Origin of the sequence: Pseudomonas sp. WP18 (genome assembly GCF_036689585.1) — a bacterium.
Lineage (GTDB): Bacteria > Pseudomonadota > Gammaproteobacteria > Pseudomonadales > Pseudomonadaceae > Aquipseudomonas > Aquipseudomonas chlororaphis_E.
In genome coordinates, this window is record NZ_CP144758.1 from 4701440 (window position 1) to 4719089 (window position 17650).

At 61.3% G+C, this 17650-nt stretch carries 12 protein-coding genes; 5 read left to right on the top strand and 7 right to left on the bottom strand.

All coding sequences use genetic code 11. The annotated features are described in order from the left end of the window. Positions 1-139 precede the first annotated feature (139 nt). The gene (locus V5F23_RS20840; RefSeq protein WP_212802918.1) at positions 140-3610 is read left to right on the top strand and encodes a PAS domain-containing hybrid sensor histidine kinase/response regulator; all 3471 of its coding nucleotides are present in this window, start codon (positions 140-142) and stop codon (positions 3608-3610) included. A gap of 190 nt (positions 3611-3800) precedes the next feature. Here the strand turns inward: V5F23_RS20840 and rmuC are convergent, their stop codons facing one another. Then, positions 3801-5177, bottom strand: a complete 1377-nt coding sequence (gene rmuC, locus V5F23_RS20845) for a DNA recombination protein RmuC (RefSeq protein ID WP_338498978.1) — start codon at positions 5175-5177, stop codon at positions 3801-3803. A gap of 189 nt (positions 5178-5366) precedes the next feature. Continuing rightward, complete coding sequence (locus tag V5F23_RS20850) at positions 5367-5690, bottom strand: sel1 repeat family protein (RefSeq protein ID WP_338496414.1); 324 nt, start codon at positions 5688-5690, stop codon at positions 5367-5369. 954 nt (positions 5691-6644) lie between these two features. On the opposite strand from V5F23_RS20850, the gene V5F23_RS20855 reads away from it, so the two are divergent. From V5F23_RS20855 to V5F23_RS20865, 3 genes are all read left to right on the top strand, one after another. Continuing rightward, positions 6645-6869 (top strand): hypothetical protein, encoded by a 225-nt coding sequence (locus tag V5F23_RS20855; RefSeq protein WP_016773719.1) that lies wholly within the window; start codon positions 6645-6647, stop codon positions 6867-6869. Positions 6870-7200: 331 nt separating this feature from the next. Continuing rightward, on the top strand, positions 7201-7683 hold the full coding sequence (locus V5F23_RS20860) for a hypothetical protein (protein ID WP_338496416.1): 483 nt from the start codon (positions 7201-7203) through the stop codon (positions 7681-7683). Between the two features lie 144 nt (positions 7684-7827). Continuing rightward, positions 7828-9108, top strand: a complete 1281-nt coding sequence (locus V5F23_RS20865; RefSeq protein WP_042730079.1) for an outer membrane protein transport protein — start codon at positions 7828-7830, stop codon at positions 9106-9108. Between the two features lie 89 nt (positions 9109-9197). Here the strand turns inward: V5F23_RS20865 and V5F23_RS20870 are convergent, their stop codons facing one another. The 3 genes from V5F23_RS20870 to V5F23_RS20880 form a co-directional block, all read right to left on the bottom strand. Beyond that, complete coding sequence (locus tag V5F23_RS20870; protein WP_047736510.1) at positions 9198-9749, bottom strand: glutathione peroxidase; 552 nt, start codon at positions 9747-9749, stop codon at positions 9198-9200. Between the two features lie 181 nt (positions 9750-9930). After that, on the bottom strand, positions 9931-11139 hold the full coding sequence (locus V5F23_RS20875; RefSeq protein ID WP_042730081.1) for an MFS transporter: 1209 nt from the start codon (positions 11137-11139) through the stop codon (positions 9931-9933). Between the two features lie 52 nt (positions 11140-11191). Continuing rightward, the gene (locus V5F23_RS20880; RefSeq protein ID WP_042730082.1) at positions 11192-11596 is read right to left on the bottom strand and encodes a MarR family transcriptional regulator; all 405 of its coding nucleotides are present in this window, start codon (positions 11594-11596) and stop codon (positions 11192-11194) included. 235 nt (positions 11597-11831) lie between these two features. Here V5F23_RS20880 and V5F23_RS20885 point away from each other — a divergent pair, with 235 nt between their 5' ends. Continuing rightward, entirely contained in the window at positions 11832-12107 is a 276-nt protein-coding gene (locus tag V5F23_RS20885) for a LuxR C-terminal-related transcriptional regulator (protein WP_042730083.1), read from the top strand. 95 nt (positions 12108-12202) lie between these two features. On the opposite strand, the gene V5F23_RS20890 is transcribed toward V5F23_RS20885, so the two are convergent. Beyond that, positions 12203-13864: a fibronectin type III domain-containing protein gene (locus tag V5F23_RS20890; RefSeq protein ID WP_148049541.1), complete on the bottom strand. Its 1662-nt coding sequence runs from the start codon at positions 13862-13864 to the stop codon at positions 12203-12205. A 6-nt stretch (positions 13865-13870) separates the two neighbouring features. Beyond that, positions 13871-17524 (bottom strand): sugar-binding protein, encoded by a 3654-nt coding sequence (locus tag V5F23_RS20895; protein ID WP_338496420.1) that lies wholly within the window; start codon positions 17522-17524, stop codon positions 13871-13873. Between the last annotated feature and the right edge of the window lie 126 nt (positions 17525-17650).

Below are 17650 nucleotides of genomic sequence, written 5' to 3' on the forward strand. Positions count from 1 at the left end.
CTCCCCTGCATAACCTAAGAGTCCCCCCGCCCGCGACAGCCCGCCACGCCTCGACCTTGGTCGACACTGACGAACCCGAGCGGGCATGCGAGACTGTCCTGCCGGGCCCGAGTCCCGGTGTCTTTGTCCGGGAGTCTCCATGTCGTTGTCCAGCGGGCTGATCGCCGTTGTCGCCCTGGCCTATATGGCCATCATGTTCGCCATCGCCTTCTACGGCGACCGCCGCAGCACGCCGCTGCCGCCGCGGGTGCGCGCCTGGGTCTACAGCCTGTCGCTGGCGGTGTACTGCACCAGTTGGACGTTCTTCGGCGCCGTGGGCCAGGCCGCCGAACAGCTCTGGTCGTTCCTGCCGATCTACCTCGGGCCGATCCTGCTGCTGGTGCTGGCGCCGTGGGTCTTGCAAAAGATGGTGATGATCAGCAAACAGGAGAACATCACCTCCATCGCCGACTTCATCGCCGCCCGCTACGGCAAGTCCCAATCCCTGGCGGTGGTGGTGGCGCTGATCTGCCTGGTGGGCGTGCTGCCGTACATTGCCTTGCAGCTCAAGGGCATCGTCCTGGGTGTGAACCTGTTGATCGGCGCTGGCGCCGACGCCATGGGCACCCGCGCCCAGGACACCGCGCTGATCGTCTCGCTGATCCTGGCGCTGTTCACCATCGTGTTTGGGACCCGCAACCTGGACGCCACCGAACACCACCGCGGCATGGTGCTGGCGATTGCCTTCGAGTCCCTGGTGAAGTTGTTCGCCTTCCTGGCGGTCGGCGCGTTCGTGACGTACGGCCTCTACGACGGCTTCGACGACCTGTTCGACCAGGCGATGCTCGCACCACGGCTGGAGCAATACTGGAAGGAAACCATCAACTGGCCGTCCATGGTGGTACAGACCGGCGTGGCGATGATGGCGATCATCTGCCTGCCGCGACAATTCCACGTGACCGTGGTGGAGAACATCGAGCCCCAGGACCTGCGCCTGGCCAAATGGGTGTTCCCCGCCTACCTGGCCCTCGCCGCGCTGTTCGTGGTGCCCATCGCCCTGGCCGGGCAAATGATGCTGCCGCGATCGGTGCTGCCGGACTCATTCGTCATCAGCCTGCCTTTGGCACAGGCCCATCCGGCGCTGGCGTTGCTGGCGTTCATCGGCGGCGCCTCGGCAGCCACCGGCATGGTGATTGTCGCCAGCGTGGCGCTCTCCACCATGGTCTCCAACGACATGCTGCTGCCCTGGCTGCTGCGCCGCAACAACGCCGAGCGGCCCTTCGAGGTGTTCCGCCAGTGGATGCTGTCGGTGCGCCGCGTGAGCATCGTGGTGATCCTGTTGCTGGCCTATGTCAGCTACCGGTTGCTGGGCTCGACCGCGAGCCTGGCGACCATCGGCCAGATTGCCTTCGCCGCCGTCACGCAACTGGCCCCCGCCATGCTCGGCGCGCTGTACTGGAAACAGGCCAACCGGCGCGGTGTGTTCGCCGGCCTCGCCAGCGGGATTTTCCTGTGGTTCTACACCCTGGTGCTGCCGATCGCCGCCCACAGCCTCGGCTGGTCCCTGGACAGTTTCCCGGGCCTGGCCTGGCTGCACGGCAACCCGTTGAACCTGCCGATCAGCCCGTTGACCCAGGGCGTGGTGCTGTCCCTGGCCGGCAACTTCACCCTGTTTGCCTGGGTCTCGGTGCTGTCGCGCACCCGCGTGTCGGAACACTGGCAAGCCGGACGCTTTATCGGCCAGGAAATCAGCGCCCGCCCCAACGCCCGCTCGATGCTGGCGGTGCGCATCGAAGACCTGTTGCAACTGGCCGCCCGCTTCGTGGGCGAGGAACGGGCCCGGCAGAGCTTCATCCGCTTCGCCTACCGCCAGGGCAAGGGCTTCAACCCGAACCAGAATGCCGACAACGAATGGATCGCCCACACCGAACGCCTGCTGGCCGGTGTCCTCGGTGCCTCGTCGACGCGGGCGGTGGTCAAGGCCGCGATCGAAGGCCGCGAGATGCAACTCGAAGACGTCGTGCGCATCGCCGACGAAGCCTCGGAAGTGCTGCAATTCAACCGCGCACTCTTGCAAGGCGCCATCGAGAACATCACCCAGGGCATCAGCGTGGTCGATCAGTCGCTGCGGTTGGTGGCGTGGAACCGCCGCTACCTGGAACTGTTCAACTACCCGGACGGCTTGATCAGCGTCGGTCGGCCCATTGCCGACATCATCCGCTACAACGCCGAACGCGGCCTTTGCGGCCCCGGCGAGGCGGAGGTGCACGTCGCCCGGCGTTTGCACTGGATGCGCCAGGGTCGCGCCCACACGTCCGAACGGATGTTCCCCAACGGGCGGGTCATCGAGCTGATCGGCAACCCGATGCCTGGCGGCGGCTTCGTCATGAGCTTCACCGACATCACCGCGTTCCGCGAGGCCGAACAAGCGTTGACCGAAGCCAACGAAGGCCTGGAGCAGCGGGTGGCCGAGCGCACCTGGGAACTGTCGCAACTGAACCTGGCGCTGACCGACGCGAAAAGCACCGCTGAAGCGGCCAACCAATCGAAGACCCGCTTCCTCGCCGCCGTCAGCCATGACCTGATGCAGCCGCTCAACGCCGCACGCCTGTTCTCCGCCGCGCTGTCCCACCAGCACGACGGCCTGCCGAGCGAAGCCCGGCAACTGGTGCAACACCTGGACAGTTCGCTGCGCTCGGCCGAAGACCTGATCACCGACCTGCTGGACATTTCCCGCCTGGAGAACGGCAAGATCAATCCCGAGCGCAAGCCGTTCGTCCTCAATGACCTGTTCGACACCCTCGGCGCGGAGTTCACCGTCCTGGCCCAGGAACAGGGCCTGAAGTTCCGGGTGCGCGGCTCGCGACTGCGCATCGACAGCGACATCAAGCTGCTGCGGCGCATCCTGCAAAACTTCCTCACCAACGCCTTCCGCTACGCCAAGGGGCCGGTGTTGCTGGGCGCCCGGCGACGCAACGGCGAGCTGTGCCTGGAAGTCTGGGACCGCGGGCCGGGTATCGCCGAGGATAAACAGCAAGTCATCTTCGAAGAATTCAAACGCCTGGACAGCCACCAGACCCGCGCCGAAAAAGGCCTGGGGCTGGGCTTGGCGATCGCCGACGGGCTATGCCGCGTGCTCGGCCACACCCTGCGCGTGCGCTCCTGGCCCGGCCAAGGCAGCGTATTCAGCGTCAGCGTGCCCCTGGCCGCGGCCCAGGCCAGCGCACCTGGCGCGGTGGTCGAACCCAACGGCCATCTGCCCAGCGGCGCGCGGGTGCTGTGCGTCGATAACGAAGACAGCATCCTGATCGGCATGAACAGCCTGCTGACGCGCTGGGGTTGCCAGGTGTGGACCGCGCGCAACCGTGACGAATGCGAGCATTGGCTGGCCCAGGGAGGCCGGCCGCAACTGGCGCTGGTGGATTTTCACCTGGACGGCGGTGAGACCGGCACCGAGCTGATGGCCTGGTTGCGCACGCGCCTGGGTGAACCGGTGCCTGGGGTGGTGATCAGCGCCGACGGTCGGCCGGAAACGGTGGCCCAGGTGCACGCCGCAGGCCTGGATTACCTGGCCAAGCCGGTGAAACCGGCGGCATTGAGGGCGTTGTTGAGTCGGCATTTGCCGTTGTAGGTACTGGAGTTCTCCAGCCGAGCACTGAGCCTGTGGCGAGGGGATTTATCCCCGTTGGGTTGCGCAGCGACCCCAGTCCTGGGCACTGCGATGCAGCAGATGAACCATACAAGCCGGTTTACGACTGCTGCGCAGCCGAACGGGGATAAATCCCCTCGCCACAGGTTTTGCACCAAACTCAAGGAGTTCATCAACCCTGGGTTTCTTCCGGCAACTCCGGCAACCCATCCCCATCCGTCATCGCCCGCTCCAGCAAATCGGCCGGCAGGTTCTTGCTGGCCCGGGCGCCGAGGAGCTTGAGTTGTTCGCTGCGGCTGATCAGGTTGCCGCGCCCTTGCGTCAGCTTGTTGCGTGCCGCGCTGTAGGCCTTGTCCAACTGCTGCAGACGACTGCCGATCTCGTCCAGGTCCTGGATGAACAACACGAACTTGTCGTACAGCCACCCGGCCCGTTCGGCGATTTCCCGGGCGTTCTGGCTCTGGCGTTCCTGTTTCCACAAGCTGTCGATCACCCGCAGCGTCGCCAGCAAAGTGGTCGGGCTGACGATCACGATGTTGCGGTCGAAGGCCTCCTGGAACAGGTTCGGCTCGGCTTGCAGGGCAGCGGAAAACGCCGCCTCGATCGGCACGAACAACAACACGAAATCCAGGCTGTGCAAACCGTCCAGGCGCTTGTAGTCCTTGCCGGCCAGGCCTTTGACGTGGGCCCGCAACGACCCCACGTGTTGCTTGAGGGCGAGCAGGCCAATGGCGTCATCCTCGGCGGCCACATACTGCTGGTAAGCCGTGAGGCTGACCTTGGAATCGACCACCACTTGCTTGTCGCCAGGCAGATAAATCAGCACATCAGGCTGGAAGCGCTCGCCATCCGGGCCCTTGAGACTGACCTGGGTCTGGTACTCACGACCTTTCTCCAGGCCGGCGTGTTCGAGTACCCGTTCCAAGATCAGCTCGCCCCAGTTGCCTTGGGTTTTCTGGCCCTTGAGCGCGCGCGTGAGGTTGGTGGCCTCGTCGCTCAGGCGCAGGTTCAGCTGTTGCAGCCGCTCCAGCTCCTTGCCCAGCGAGAACCGCTCCCGCGCCTCGGCCTGGTAACTCTCCTCGACGCGTTTTTCGAAGGACTGGATGCGCTCCTTCAAGGGGTCGAGCAATTGGCCCAGGCGTTGCTGGCTGGTTTCGGCGAAGCGCTGTTCACGCTCGTCGAAGATTTTCCCGGCCAGCTCGGCAAATTGTGCCCGCAGTGCGTCCCGCGAACCTTGCAGGTCATCCAGGCGTTGCTGATGGCTTTCCTGTTGCTCACGCAGCTCGGCTTGCAGCGACGCCGCCTGGGCATCGAGGCGGCGCAGTTCCGCTTCCTTGTTGGCACGTTCCAGGTTCCAGGCGTGGGCTGCGTCGCGAGCGTTGTCCCGCTCGATCTGCAACAGCTCGACTTCCCGGGACGCGGCGGCAAGCTCGGCCTGCTTGGCGGAGTTGGCCTGGCTGAGGTCGCTGATCTCGTCGCGGCAGGCATCAAGCTGGGCGTTGAGGCCGTCGTGGGCCATGTGCGCGGTGGCCAGGCGCTCTTCCAGCAAGGCCTGTTCGGCCTGCGCGGCGCTCGCCTGGCGTTGCAGGTGCCAGGCCAGACCCAGCAACGGCACCGCCGCGCCCGCCAGGCCAAACAACAGGCTGGTCAAATCCATCGCCATGACAATTCCCGCGTAAGAGATAAAGCCCGAAGGTTACCCAAGCTGGCGGGGCGTTGCCCAGCGCGGTCTTGGATTTCAGTCGTCGATTTCACCGAGGGCCTGACGGGCGCGAGAATCGCCGGCCCGGGCAGCCTGGCGCAACAGGTCATGCCCGATCCGCCGATCCCGGGCGTTTCCGCATTCACGGCACATCAACTGCCCAAGACGACTTTGCGCGGCGACCACACCTTCACGGGCCGGTTGCTTGAGCAAACGACCGGCCAAGTGCTTGACGCTGGGGTTTTCTCCCAGGCGCGGGCTGTCGAGCAGCCATTCGGCGACCCGCATCGAAATGCGCTTGGTTGGGGTAACACTGGAAGGGGTACCGGTAACAGGATTTGATACGGAGCGAAACTTCATAAAGCACTGCGGGACAGATCGAAAGGCGCGCCACTCTACTCCTTTTTTCCCACGGGTAAAGTCGAAAAAAACCGGCACGCCCGTGCTAGAGCAAGCGCTTGGGACAATCCACAGAAGCTGTGGATAACTCAGTGGACAACCCCCCTCGAACTCGCCGAAAGCCCTGTGGAACGGGGCCTGCGCTCAAACTGACGATTTTTTCACCAGTAAAAAAAAGCGATGTTTTTCATTGACTTAAATTTTCGATGCAGGCACTGGCAAGGGTTTGTTTCGACATGACAGTACGGTGACAAGTGGTGCAGCAAGTGTGCACAAGTAACACCCGAAGCGGTTATAAGCGCCTGCTTTTTTGTGTCATCGCGCAGTGGAAGCTGGGGATAACCCTGGTGTAACCCACGGCGGGCATGGCCTCGAGCCATCAGCGAACACTGCGCCGTTTGTGCTAGAGTTAGTGCCCCTTCGCCCTGTCTCTGCGGGCATTTGAATATTTTTTAACCAATTTCCTTTCCTTCGGTCATTCGATCCGTTACTATCCGCGGCGTTAGTACCAAGCTGAAAGTCAATTCCGGGTCGAACACTTCTCTGCGGTCAGCCATCCCAACACGGACGCCTGACCGAAAAAAAGAGACCGGCCCCCTCGATGGTTTCCAGGTAACGCTTGCGCCAACACAGCCTTTGATCGAATGCGAAGGGTGTTGCCAGGCTCACTGCTCTGACCGAACCAACCTGCAAATTGATCAGGATCTTCACCCCGGGCCCAGAACCTTTGCCCCTGATGTGTTGCCTGCCCTCCTAAGTACCTACCTGCCAGCCCAAGCGCGCACTGTCTATAGCGCTCAAACTGGCTGCTTTGTTCCAGTCGGGTTCTTCGTTCGACCAATGGTGGTCGACGTTACTGGAACGTTTTAACGTTGCACGGTTCTTAACCGTGTCATTTGTAGGAACACCCATAACATGTCGACTCAAATCCAGACCCAGGATGCCATCCGCACCCTAACCAACGCTTTTGCCCCAATGAACTGCCTGATCATGGCCGCTCGCAAAGGCTGCTTCAGCTTCACCGTAGTCAACGAACACGGCATCGCCCGTCACAGCGAACGCCTGTATCCCGATCAGTACTCCAGCGCAGAACCGCTGCAGGCCGTGATCGAGCGTACTCGTCAGGCACTGGTTGCCTGATTCGCCGCCAAGGCTGACACCCCAAAGGCCCCGCCCAGAAAGCGGGGCTTTTTATTGCCTCATCATTCCCACGCTGGGCGCGCAAACGCCTCGGCCAATGCCCAACATTCGGCCGTGCAAGGCCGGGAAAAGCGAAACGGCGTAAGCACCAAGGGATATAAGGGTTATAACCGTTGGCCGAAGATGTTTTAAAAACAGTCCTTTACAGCGCAAATATGACACTAGACTTCAACTCAAGCGGCATGATCCGCTTCCGGCGGAGCCTGAACCGATCCACCGCTGCCAAGCCCACACCCTTCAGGCTCCGCCCTTTTCACGCTTCGAGGGTCTTATGGGTATCGCTGCCAGCGAACTGTGTCGATATGTGATCCGCCCGACGCTCCTTTACCTGGAGCGCCACAGCGCAACGGCGGAATCCTTGTTACTGGGCATTGCCGCCAGCCAATCGGCCCTCGGTTCTGCACTGCACGACCGGCGCGGGCACGGCCTGTATCGCATCACCGAACCCCGCCACCGGGCGCTGTGGGACCATTACCTGGCGCTGGACCCGGAACGCGCCAGCCTGGTCCGTGGCCTGGCCAGCCAGCACGCCTTTCTCAGCGGCCCGCACCTGGAACTGACCGTCAACCTGCGCTACGCCACCGCCATCGCCTGGCTGCTGGTGGAAGAACAGAACACCGCCCTGCCCGACGCCGACGATCTGCTCGGCATGGCCCGCATCTGGCGCCAGACCTTTCACCCGCAGGGGCGCCTGCGAGACTTCACCTTCGCTTGGCAAAGCTGCGTTTCATCCATGAATCCGGTCGCTTGCTGATGGGGAATTTGGAAACTTCCTACAACGGACGTGAATCTGGTCGGATTGTCCTACAAAACCGCTCTAAATCAAGCCATACAGGCTATAGCGCTTGGACGAAAATGTTGGTAATTTTCGCCCCGGTGACCATCAGGAGTTCTAACAATGAAAAAAATCATGCTCAAAACCACCCTTGGCCTTGCCGTTACCTTGGCATCCACTCAACTTTTCGCCAGTGGCTTTGCCTTGAACGAACAAAGCATCAGTGGCATGGGCACTGGTTTCGCCGGTCGTTCTTCTGCTGCCGATGATGCGAGCACCGTGTTCGGCAACCCTGCTGGCATGTCGCGCCTCAAGCGCCAGCAAGTGACCGGCGGCTTCGCGGCTATTGATGCCTCCACCGATATCGACGATGCCAGCGGCACTCACGCCGGCACCAACAAGGGCGACATGGTCCCGCTCACCGGCGTTCCGATGGGCTTCTACGTCAAACCGATCGATGACCAATGGGCCTTCGGCCTCGGTGTGTACGCACCGTTCGGCCTCATCACCGATTATGAAAACGGCTTCCAGGGCGGCAACTTCGGCAGCAAGAGCGAAGTGAAGGTCGTGACCTTCCAGCCTACCGTCAGCTATGCCTTCAACGACAAGGTCTCGATCGGCTTCGGCCCGACCGTCAACCGTATTTCCGGCGCGCTGGAATCGACCCTGACCACCCCACTGTCGCCGAATGACGGTGATGTGAAAATCAAGGGCGACGACATCGGCTACGGCTACAACATCGGCTTGCTGGTCCAGGCGACCGACACCACGCGCGTCGGCCTGACCTACCACTCCAAGGTCAAGTACAAGCTCGAAGGTCACACTGAAGTGAACCCAGGCGCCGGTACCCCTGCCTTCCTGCTCAACAATGGCCGCTACGACGCCTCGCTGGACATCACCACCCCGGAATCGGTGGACTTCTCGGTGACCCAGGAGATCAACGATGCCTGGAAAGTCTATGCCGGCAGCACCTGGACCCGTTGGAGCCGCCTGAAAGAAATCACCGTGAACAACGAAGGCGTAACGGCAGCCGGCGGCGCCCTGGCCCCTGCGTTCCTGGGCAGCATCACCGAAGAACAGAACTGGCACGACACCTGGGCCTACGCCATCGGTACCTCCTACCAGTTGAACAAACAGTGGGTCCTGCGTACCGGCCTGTCCTTCGACCAGTCGCCTACCAACAATGAAGACCGCTCGCCACGCATCCCAACCGGCGACCGGACCATCTTCAGCCTGGGTGCTGGCTGGAGCCCGACTGACGACCTGACCATCGATGTGGCGTATTCCTACCTCAAGGAGGAAAAAGTCAGCATCAATCAAACCAACGCCCTGGGCCAATCCTACAGCGCTGAATACAAAAACAGCGCCAACGGCTTCGGTGTCGGTGCAACCTACCGCTTCTGATGGTTCACGGCGAAGCTGAACCCTCCGCCGACTGAAGCAAAAAAAGCCCCGCACTCTGCAAAGACGCGGGGCTTTTTCGTGGCCGGCGATCAGGGCTTGGAGGCGATGGCGGCTTCCACGGCCTTGATGAACTCGGGGTCATCGGGCTTGATGCGGCTGGAGAAACTGGCGACGACCTTGCCCTGGCGGTCGACGACGTACTTGTAGAAATTCCATTTCGGCGCGCCAGACTGTTCCGCCAGGTGCCTGAACAACGGGATGGCGTCGGCGCCGCGCACCGGTTGCGGCTCGGTCATGGTGAAGGTCACGCCGTAATTGACGTAGCACACCTTGGCCGTTTCAGCGCCGTCCTTGGACTCCTGCTTGAAGTCATTGGAGGGCACGCCCAGCACTTGCAGCCCTTGGTCCTTGTAGCGCTGGTTCAGCGCCTCGAGGCCTTTGAACTGTGGGGCGAAACCGCAGAAGCTGGCGGTGTTGACCACCACCAGCGGCTTGCCGGCGAAGCGCTGGCACAGGTCGATGGTTTCCTTGGCCCGCAGCTTGGGCAAGGAGCCCTCCAGCAACGGTGGGCAATCGGCGGCCCATAGGGGGCCGGCTACGGCCAGTAGGAGCGTCGGAACAGCAAGCCAGCGCATCAGCATGTCGGCATTTCCTTATAGGCATTCAGCCTACGACGTTACTCGCCGAGCCCGACCTCGTCCATCGTTCAACAGGTTCCCATGCCCAATTGCATCAACGCCAGGCCGCCCTGCTGCCAGCCCCACCAGGCGAAGGTCAGCAGCAAGCCGGCGCCGAGCGCCACCAACCACGGGCCGACGCGGCTCATGCGGCACCGGCCTGAACTTGCAGGCGCGCCACCGGACGTTCACGCACAGGCCAGTTCAATGCCGCCGCCAGCAGGCTGAGGAGGATCGACACCTGCCAGATCAAGTCATAGCTGCCGGTGCGGTCGTATACCACCCCACCCAGCCAGCCGCCGAGGAACGAACCCAACTGGTGGAACAGGAACACGATCCCACCCAACATCGAGAGATTTCGCACACCGAACAAGGTGGCGACGGTGCCGTTGGTCAACGGCACCGTGGACAGCCACAGCAAGCCCATCGCCATGCCGAACAGATAGGCCGTGGTGGTGGTCACCGGCAGCCACAGGAACAGGCCGATCACCACGGCCCGCAACAGGTACAACCCGGTCAACAAGCGCGGCTTGGACATGCGCCCGCCCAGCCAACCGGCGGTGTAGGTGCCGAAGATGTTGAACAGGCCCACCAAGGCCAGCACCGTCGTGCCAACGCTGGCGGCCAAATGCTGGTCCACCAGGTAGGCCGGCAAATGCACGCCGATGAACACCACCTGGAAACCACAGACGAAAAACCCCAGGGCCAGCAGCCAGAACCCCGAATGACTGCACGCCTCGCGCAGCGCTTCGGACAAGGTTTGCTCGGGGCCGGTCACCGGCAACGGCGCGTCCTTGAGCATGCTCACCAACGGCACGATCAATGCCACCAGCAGGCCCAGCACCAACAAGGCAGCCGACCACCCCAGCCAACCGATCAGCCCCAACGTGCCCGGCAACATGGCGAACTGGCCGAAGGAACCGGCGGCACTGGCGATGCCCATGCCCAGGCTGCGTTTCTCCGGCGGTACGGCCCGGCCGACCACGCCCAGGATCACCGAGAACGAGGTGCCGGACAGGCCGATGCCGATCAACAATCCCGCGCTCAACGACAACGACCAGGCCGAATCCGACAGCCCCATGAACACCAGGCCGAGGGCATACAGGACGCCCCCGACCAGCACCACTTTCGCCGCGCCGAAACGGTCGGCCAACGCCCCGGTGAAGGGCTGCGCCATGCCCCAGATCAGGTTCTGCAAGGCGATGGCAAAGGCGAACACCCCACGCCCCCAGCCGAACTCGGCGCTCATGGGTGAGAGGAACAGGCCGAAGCCATGCCGCACGCCCAGGGACAACGCCAGGATCAGCGCGCTGCCCACGAGGACCCAACCACAGGTACGCCACATCGATGTCATTATTATTCTCCGCTCGCGGGTATATACCCGCTTGTATTCGAACGAACCGGCGTTACGCCAGTTCGTCCAGCAAGGCCAGCAACGCCGTGCGCTTCTCGGCGCCCAGCTTATCGATCAAGCGTTGTTGCGCCGCCTCCCAGGCCGGCAGCGCCGCCGCCAACCGGGCATGCCCGGCGTCGGTCAGCACGACAATACGGTTACGCAGGTCCTCGCCCTCGGCCAGCGCCACCAACCCCTCGCCCTCCAGCACCCGTAGGTTACGCCCCAAGGTGCTGCGGTCCAGACCCATGGCCTCGGCCAGGGAAGAAATACTCGGTTGATCCAGGCGGGCCAGGTTGCTCAGTAAAGAATACTGGGCAACGTTGATCCCGAAGCCATCGAGGGCGCCGTCGTAATACCTGCTGACGCCACGGGCGGCGCGACGCAGGTTGATGCACAAGCATTGGGAAGCAAGCATGGGTGCGTGTATATACCCGCGTTGGACGGAATGCAAATTTTAACGACAGCAATCATCTGACCGAACACCACGACCTGTCATGTCTGACAGGTTTCAGGGGGCTTGAATCGGGATATAACAAACCCGTGCCTCAGCCCTGGCCAGGGGCCTGGAGAAAGGTCGTGCGAACCCAGCCATCAAACGGCAGGAAGACTTCGCCGGCCCACGTCATTAATGATGATTGGGAGTTGCAGTCATGTACCACACCACTGCGCATTCTGGACATTCTTCGTCGTATCAGACCCCCTTCGCAGCCACCGAAAGCAAGCCATCCCAAGTCGTCCGACTCACCAACCGGGAGAAGGAGTTCCTGCAATGGAGCGAGGTGGGCAAATCCTCCTGGGAGATTGCGGTGATCTTCGCCTGCAGCGAAGCCAACGTGAACTATCATTTCAACAACATTCGCCGCAAATTCGGCGTCAGCTCCCGTCATCTCGCGGGGAAGATTGCGCGTGAGCAGGGGTTGATCTAAGTGCCCTGCTGCCATTTTCCATGCAGGTCCGGACACCTGTGACGATACGCAAGTGTCGCACAGGCCTCTTCCCACCCGAACATCGCCTAGAACCATTAGCCCCCGACTTCAAACACTCTCGAAGCAGGCTCCGAAGCATTCCCGGAAGTGTCCAACGCACAGACGCCAAACGTATAGGAACCGGGAAGCAGGTCGACAACAGTGTAGTGAGTGAGCGGGGTGGTATCGAAATACTCGCGATCGTTGTAGATGACATAGCCGCACACACCGATGTCGTCCGTTGACGCATCCCAAGACAATGTCACCGAGTCGCCGGTCGAAGCCGTTTCTCGCAGATTTGCCGGGACGCTGGGCGGTGTTGTGTCCCTGGGTGTGTAGGTCAATGTAAAGGGTTCGGACAACTGCCCGAAATAGTCGAACGTTTGCAGTGTTATCGAATACTCGATGTCGGGGGTCAGGTCATCCAATCTGCACTCCCTGGAAAACCCTATATTTCTGTACTCTTCATTGATGCTGATCCTGGTTCCCGTCACCATTTCACCCTCGCCCTGCGTCCACTGCAACTGGGCTGAAGTCGACGTCAGCGGGGCGATGCTGACCGCTGTCGGCGCAAAGGGTGGCGGGACCGGTGCCTCGCCGGCGGTCTTGAATACCGTCACCGGCCCTGGCGTCGAAAGATTTCCATCGGCATCCAGCGCGCGCACAAACACCCAGTAATAGGCACCGTTGATCAATCCGAGGATTCGCTGGCTGGCAACAGGACTTGGGAAGATATAAGGAAAACCATTCACGAAAACCCTGTAGCCGGTCACCCCGACATTGTCGCTGGACGGTGGCCATTGCAGGTCCACCGAATGATCCGTGATGTTGATAGCCACGGGCTTTCCAGGCTGGGTAGGCGGCTCGACATCATTGAGGATCGTTTCGAACGTCGTGGTTTGCGACACCTGCTCTTCAAGCTTGGCATACACCTCGAATCTGAAGGCATGCGGCGGAGCACCGGGAGACAGTTCATCGAGATCGAAATTCAACCCGAGCGCCCCCGCTGAAAAATGCCTGCCGTTAATCGAAACCTCGTGGGTCGGCCAGGCACCGAACATGGGATCCCAGGACAGCCTGCACACACCGGCGCGGTGTTTCAGTTTCAGATTCGAGGGCGGCTTGAGCTGGGTTTTAAACGTGACAAAAGCAGGCTCTGATGAACCGGCTGCATTGAAAGCCACGACCTTCACGCGATAGAGCACGCCACTGCGCAGGTGCTGCAGGTTGAAAGTGGGTCGAGCAACCTGCCCGACAATGAAATCATTCAGATAAACCCGGTAACGAGCGGTATCGACGTTGCTACCGGACGGCACCCAATCAAGCTTCGCCGACCCAAACGACACTTCAGTGACCCTGAGATCTTCCGGTTGGCTGGGAGGCGCAGGCCTTATGCGCATAAAGTGCGCACTAGGCTCGGAAACAATATTCCCGGCTGCAATGGCCCGGATGTGAACGATGTAGGAAACATCCGCAATCAATCCCGTCATTACACAGGGCGAGCGCGCCACCGTTTTTACAGGAAAACCTTCTACGGCCACTTCATACCCAATTGCATTGGGGCACAAAGGGCACGTGGCATAAGGCTCATCCCAGCTCAGCGTGACAGCGGTCGGTGCCTGCGTGTGCCTGACAAGACCTGGCGCGCAGATCCTGGTCGGTGCTGCCGTGGCGACGACAGCACGCTGGCAAGGATCGTTGGTGGACGGGCGATCCATGGTTGCTCATCCGGCGACGCTGATTTGCGTCAGGCGCCCCAAGGCGTCGTACTCCAGATGACGACCTTCCTCGTCCTGAATCATATGCCCGTCTGCGTCGTATTCGAGCAGTATTTCGGGTGGATACCCGGGAACACCGGTATTGGTCACCTTGCGCAATTGCGCGGGGTCCCCCGCCGGGTTCTGGGTGTCGTAGGTATAGCGGGCCGTATTGATACCTTCGGGGGACGTCGTAATCACACGGGTCAGGTTGTCGATCGCATCGAAGCCGAATACCTGCGAGAGAATGATTTTGCCGTAAGGATCGACAGGCGGTTCACTGCCTTCACAGGTGTAGAGCACCAAACGCCCCCGCGGATCGTACTCGTAAACTTCCTTGCGCAATAACACCTGTCCCTGGCGCAAGGTTCGCTCGGTCAACGCATCCACTTCGTTGTACACCTGGGTCAGTTGCTGCTCGACGCCATCAAGGTCAAACGTGCGCTGTATTTCTCGCCCCATCCCGTCGTACTCCAGGCGGATGGTCACGCTTTGCCCGCTGCTACTGTCCTCGGTGCGGATCGAACTGAGCTGCGCCAGGCTATCGAAGGTAAAGTCCGAGGATGTCGTGCCCAGACGCGTCCGCTCAAGCAGGTTCGTTGTCCTGTCATAGGTGTATGACTGGGTTTGTGCCAGTACATCGGTGTAATTCAACAGCAGGCCCAGTCGGCTGTATTCATAGTTCATCGCATAAGTATTGCCCTCTTGCACGCGCGTCTCGGCCTTCAAGTCGCCGGTCGAAAAGTACTCGCGGGAGAGTTCCAGCCCACTTTCCTTGCAACTGACGAGTCGAGCGTTTTTTCCATCGCGTATGTATTCGGCCGTGACATCGCCGGGCAAGCGCCGCTGGCTGGGCTCCTCGCCCAACTGAGGTTGATAGACATAATGGATCAATTGATTGCTGGCAGTGGTCAGGGTCGCCGGTTGGGACTGCCCGGGCTCGTAGGTAAAACGCTGCGTGCGGCCACCCGTGGTCGATTCGACCATGCGCCCCAATCCATCGAAAACCTGTTGGCCCAATTCGATACCGTCGACACTTATTTCGGTCGGCAGGTCATCTGTACTGTGCAGTGCGTAACCGCGTCGGACGGTCGCGCCGCCGGGCAGGACGGTGGTCAGCATGCGATCGAAGGCATCGTAGGTGTACTCGGTCGTTGCATCACGGGCATCGGTCTCCTTGACGGTTCGCCCGAGACCGTCGTAACCGTATCGGTGCCGACTGATCAGCGTTCCATCGGTCTCGAAGCGCTCTATGCGATCAGGTTTTTCCAGCAGGTTCAGGTAGGTCACCGTCCTGCCACTGACTTTGGCATCGCTGCCACGACCCTCGCGCCATTGGATCTGGATGGGGCCTGACCATTGCGCAGATCCCATAGGGTTGGTTTCTTCATGGACCGTGACCCCGTCCGGCCCGGTGACACTGCGTTGCATGGCCCACCCGTCGTACTCGTACGTGGAGGTCAGCGCCACCTGTAGCGCCCCCCGCCAATCGTATTGCGTTTCCTCGATCAGGTTCCCCAATGGGTCATACTTGGCCGAGTACGTCTGCCGGTACTCCTGGGCACGCAGCGGGTTGTCGGCGTCATCGCGCTCTTCATGCACCGGGCGGTTGAGCCCGTCGACGAGGGTCCGGGTCCTGACGCCCTTGACGTCGGTCACCACTTGCTCGGCCCGTTGCCCATCCATCGCCGTCAGCAGGTACGAGTAACGGCGCGTGGCTTCGAACGCCGGTTCATCCGGTGCAACGGTTTCAGTTTCGACACGATTCAGCGCATCGTACGTGTAGCGGATCTTCACGCCATTGTCGTCGCGGGTCAGCAGAGGCTGCCCGTGAAGCAACGAGTCTTCGCTGACAACCTTTTTACGAACTTCGAAACCGGGCGCATCATCGTGCCCAATAAAGGTTTCGGTGGTCTCCAGCACCGTCTCACCGGCCATCACGCTGGTGAGGGTCGCGTACTCGTATCGTTGCATACGGGTGGTGCCATTGAGCATGACTCGCTGGTTGAGCAGCCGACCATGCAGGAAAGCGTCCCCTGGCAACTCGTGGTATTCGAACAGGGTCTGTTGCAAGGTCGTTTCCTGGGTGCCTTGCACCTGTACCAGGGTTTCACTGTCGACCGCCAGCCAGGCGTCCATCCCACTGTTGATCAGCGGCGGATGGCCCGTGTAGCGCAGGCGAGTGCGCAAGGTCGGTGCCCCAGGCTCGCCCTGGGACGAAGGGAACACGGTGGTGTCTTTGAGGTTGCGGGTAAAACGGTCCGGCGGACAACCGTCTTCCCCATTTTTCAAGTAGTAGGTGTAGACGGTCTTGATGCCATTGGGCTCGACCTGCTCGGTCTGGTTACCGTTTTCATCATAGGCACTGAGTGCGGTTTCGGCGCGGTACTGACTCGAGTCGTTGTCCAGCGCCCAACTGGTGTCGACCGCCTTGGGCATCTGGAACTGCGGAACCTGGCGCTCGAACGCCACGTTCTCAGCGTAATACTGGGTCGCAACACGCATGACGCAATGGTCCTGCGTGGTTTTTTCTTCGGTCAGCAAATGGAATCGGTTGTAGCGGCGCTCCACCTGGCGTACCGCGTTGCCACCGATCATCAGGCTGGCGGTACTGCCGTATTCGTAGCTGGCGCTCAGTTTGTACAGCGGGTCCATTCCTTCTTCCCAACTGACGGTTTCGCCGGCACCCAGGAAGTTGTGGGCGGTGTAGCTGTAAACCGTTTCGATCCGCGTGTCATCGGCGTGCCCTTGGCCAAAATCGGGGTAACTGCGATGGCGGGTGACCCGTGGCAGGTTGGGGCGCGTAACGCCACCGGGGTAGGGATGCCCGCTGTCGGCGTACTCGATGGTTTCACGGCCGCCGACCGGGGTCTTGACCTCGTGCAGGCAGAGGATGTTGCGAATCGGCCCGTTGCCGTAGCCAAAGCGCCAGGAGCCCTTGTCGGGGGTGGGCAGGATAATTTCGGTGACCCAGCCGCTGGCGTTGAGCTTCACTTCATAGCGCGCCAGCGCCGCGCCGCCGGGGCCGGCGTCGGGGCGCACGAGGATCTCCACCCACTCATCGCCGCCATGACGATTGATGCGCAGCAGTTCGCCCTGGGCGTCGCTGATGCTCTGCAGGCGCTGGCCACCGCGGAACAACACGTAGGCCAGGGTCAGGCTGTGGCCGGTGGGCGCGGTGATACTCACGGGCAAGGCCACCCGGTCGTTCTGGCTGCCACCGACCTGCAGGTGTTCGACCATGCCCGACTTGTGCAGCACGCGATAGCGTTCGTTGCCGAGGTTTTCGAAGTGGAAGGTGTCGAGTTTCTTCTCGCGAATGTCGGGAGTCGTCCCGCTGCCGGTGACCTTGAAGGTTTCGCCGGTGCTCAGGGCGAGGATGCCGTCATGGGGCGTGAATTGGGTCAGGTTGAGGTTCCAGCCGACCCCAAAGCCGGAGTCCAGGGTGTTGATCGGGTTGAAGGCCAGGCTCAATGGAAAGGCCGGGCCGTTCAGCCAATTGCTCTTGACCTCGGGCAAGTCGATGGACACGGTGTACTGGCCGGTGCGAGGGTCAACGCCACCTTGTACATAACTCATGAAACTGAATGCCTGGGAGTGCACGGCACTGGAAGTGGTCATGGTTTATCTTCCTCATTAAAGGCAACTACCGACATGCTTTATTCACACGAAAAAGAAAGGCGATAGCCGGCCTGTCTTGAATGGCAAACCGACTTGCATCAAACACCCACAAGCCATTCGGGCCGA

Bases quoted from the DNA above. Each gene is read 5' to 3' on its own strand.
- V5F23_RS20840 (WP_212802918.1), top strand. From the start codon at position 140: ATGTCGTTGTCCAGCGGGCTGATCGCCGTTGTCGCCCTGGCCTATATG.
- V5F23_RS20850 (WP_338496414.1), bottom strand. From the start codon at position 5,690: ATGAAGTTTCGCTCCGTATCAAATCCTGTTACCGGTACCCCTTCCAGT.
- V5F23_RS20855 (WP_016773719.1), top strand. From the start codon at position 6,645: ATGTCGACTCAAATCCAGACCCAGGATGCCATCCGCACCCTAACCAAC.
- V5F23_RS20860 (WP_338496416.1), top strand. From the start codon at position 7,201: ATGGGTATCGCTGCCAGCGAACTGTGTCGATATGTGATCCGCCCGACG.
- V5F23_RS20865 (WP_042730079.1), top strand. From the start codon at position 7,828: ATGAAAAAAATCATGCTCAAAACCACCCTTGGCCTTGCCGTTACCTTG.
- V5F23_RS20870 (WP_047736510.1), bottom strand. From the start codon at position 9,749: ATGCTGATGCGCTGGCTTGCTGTTCCGACGCTCCTACTGGCCGTAGCC.
- V5F23_RS20875 (WP_042730081.1), bottom strand. From the start codon at position 11,139: ATGACATCGATGTGGCGTACCTGTGGTTGGGTCCTCGTGGGCAGCGCG.
- V5F23_RS20880 (WP_042730082.1), bottom strand. From the start codon at position 11,596: ATGCTTGCTTCCCAATGCTTGTGCATCAACCTGCGTCGCGCCGCCCGT.
- V5F23_RS20885 (WP_042730083.1), top strand. From the start codon at position 11,832: ATGTACCACACCACTGCGCATTCTGGACATTCTTCGTCGTATCAGACC.
- V5F23_RS20890 (WP_148049541.1), bottom strand. From the start codon at position 13,864: ATGGATCGCCCGTCCACCAACGATCCTTGCCAGCGTGCTGTCGTCGCC.
- V5F23_RS20895 (WP_338496420.1), bottom strand. From the start codon at position 17,524: ATGACCACTTCCAGTGCCGTGCACTCCCAGGCATTCAGTTTCATGAGT.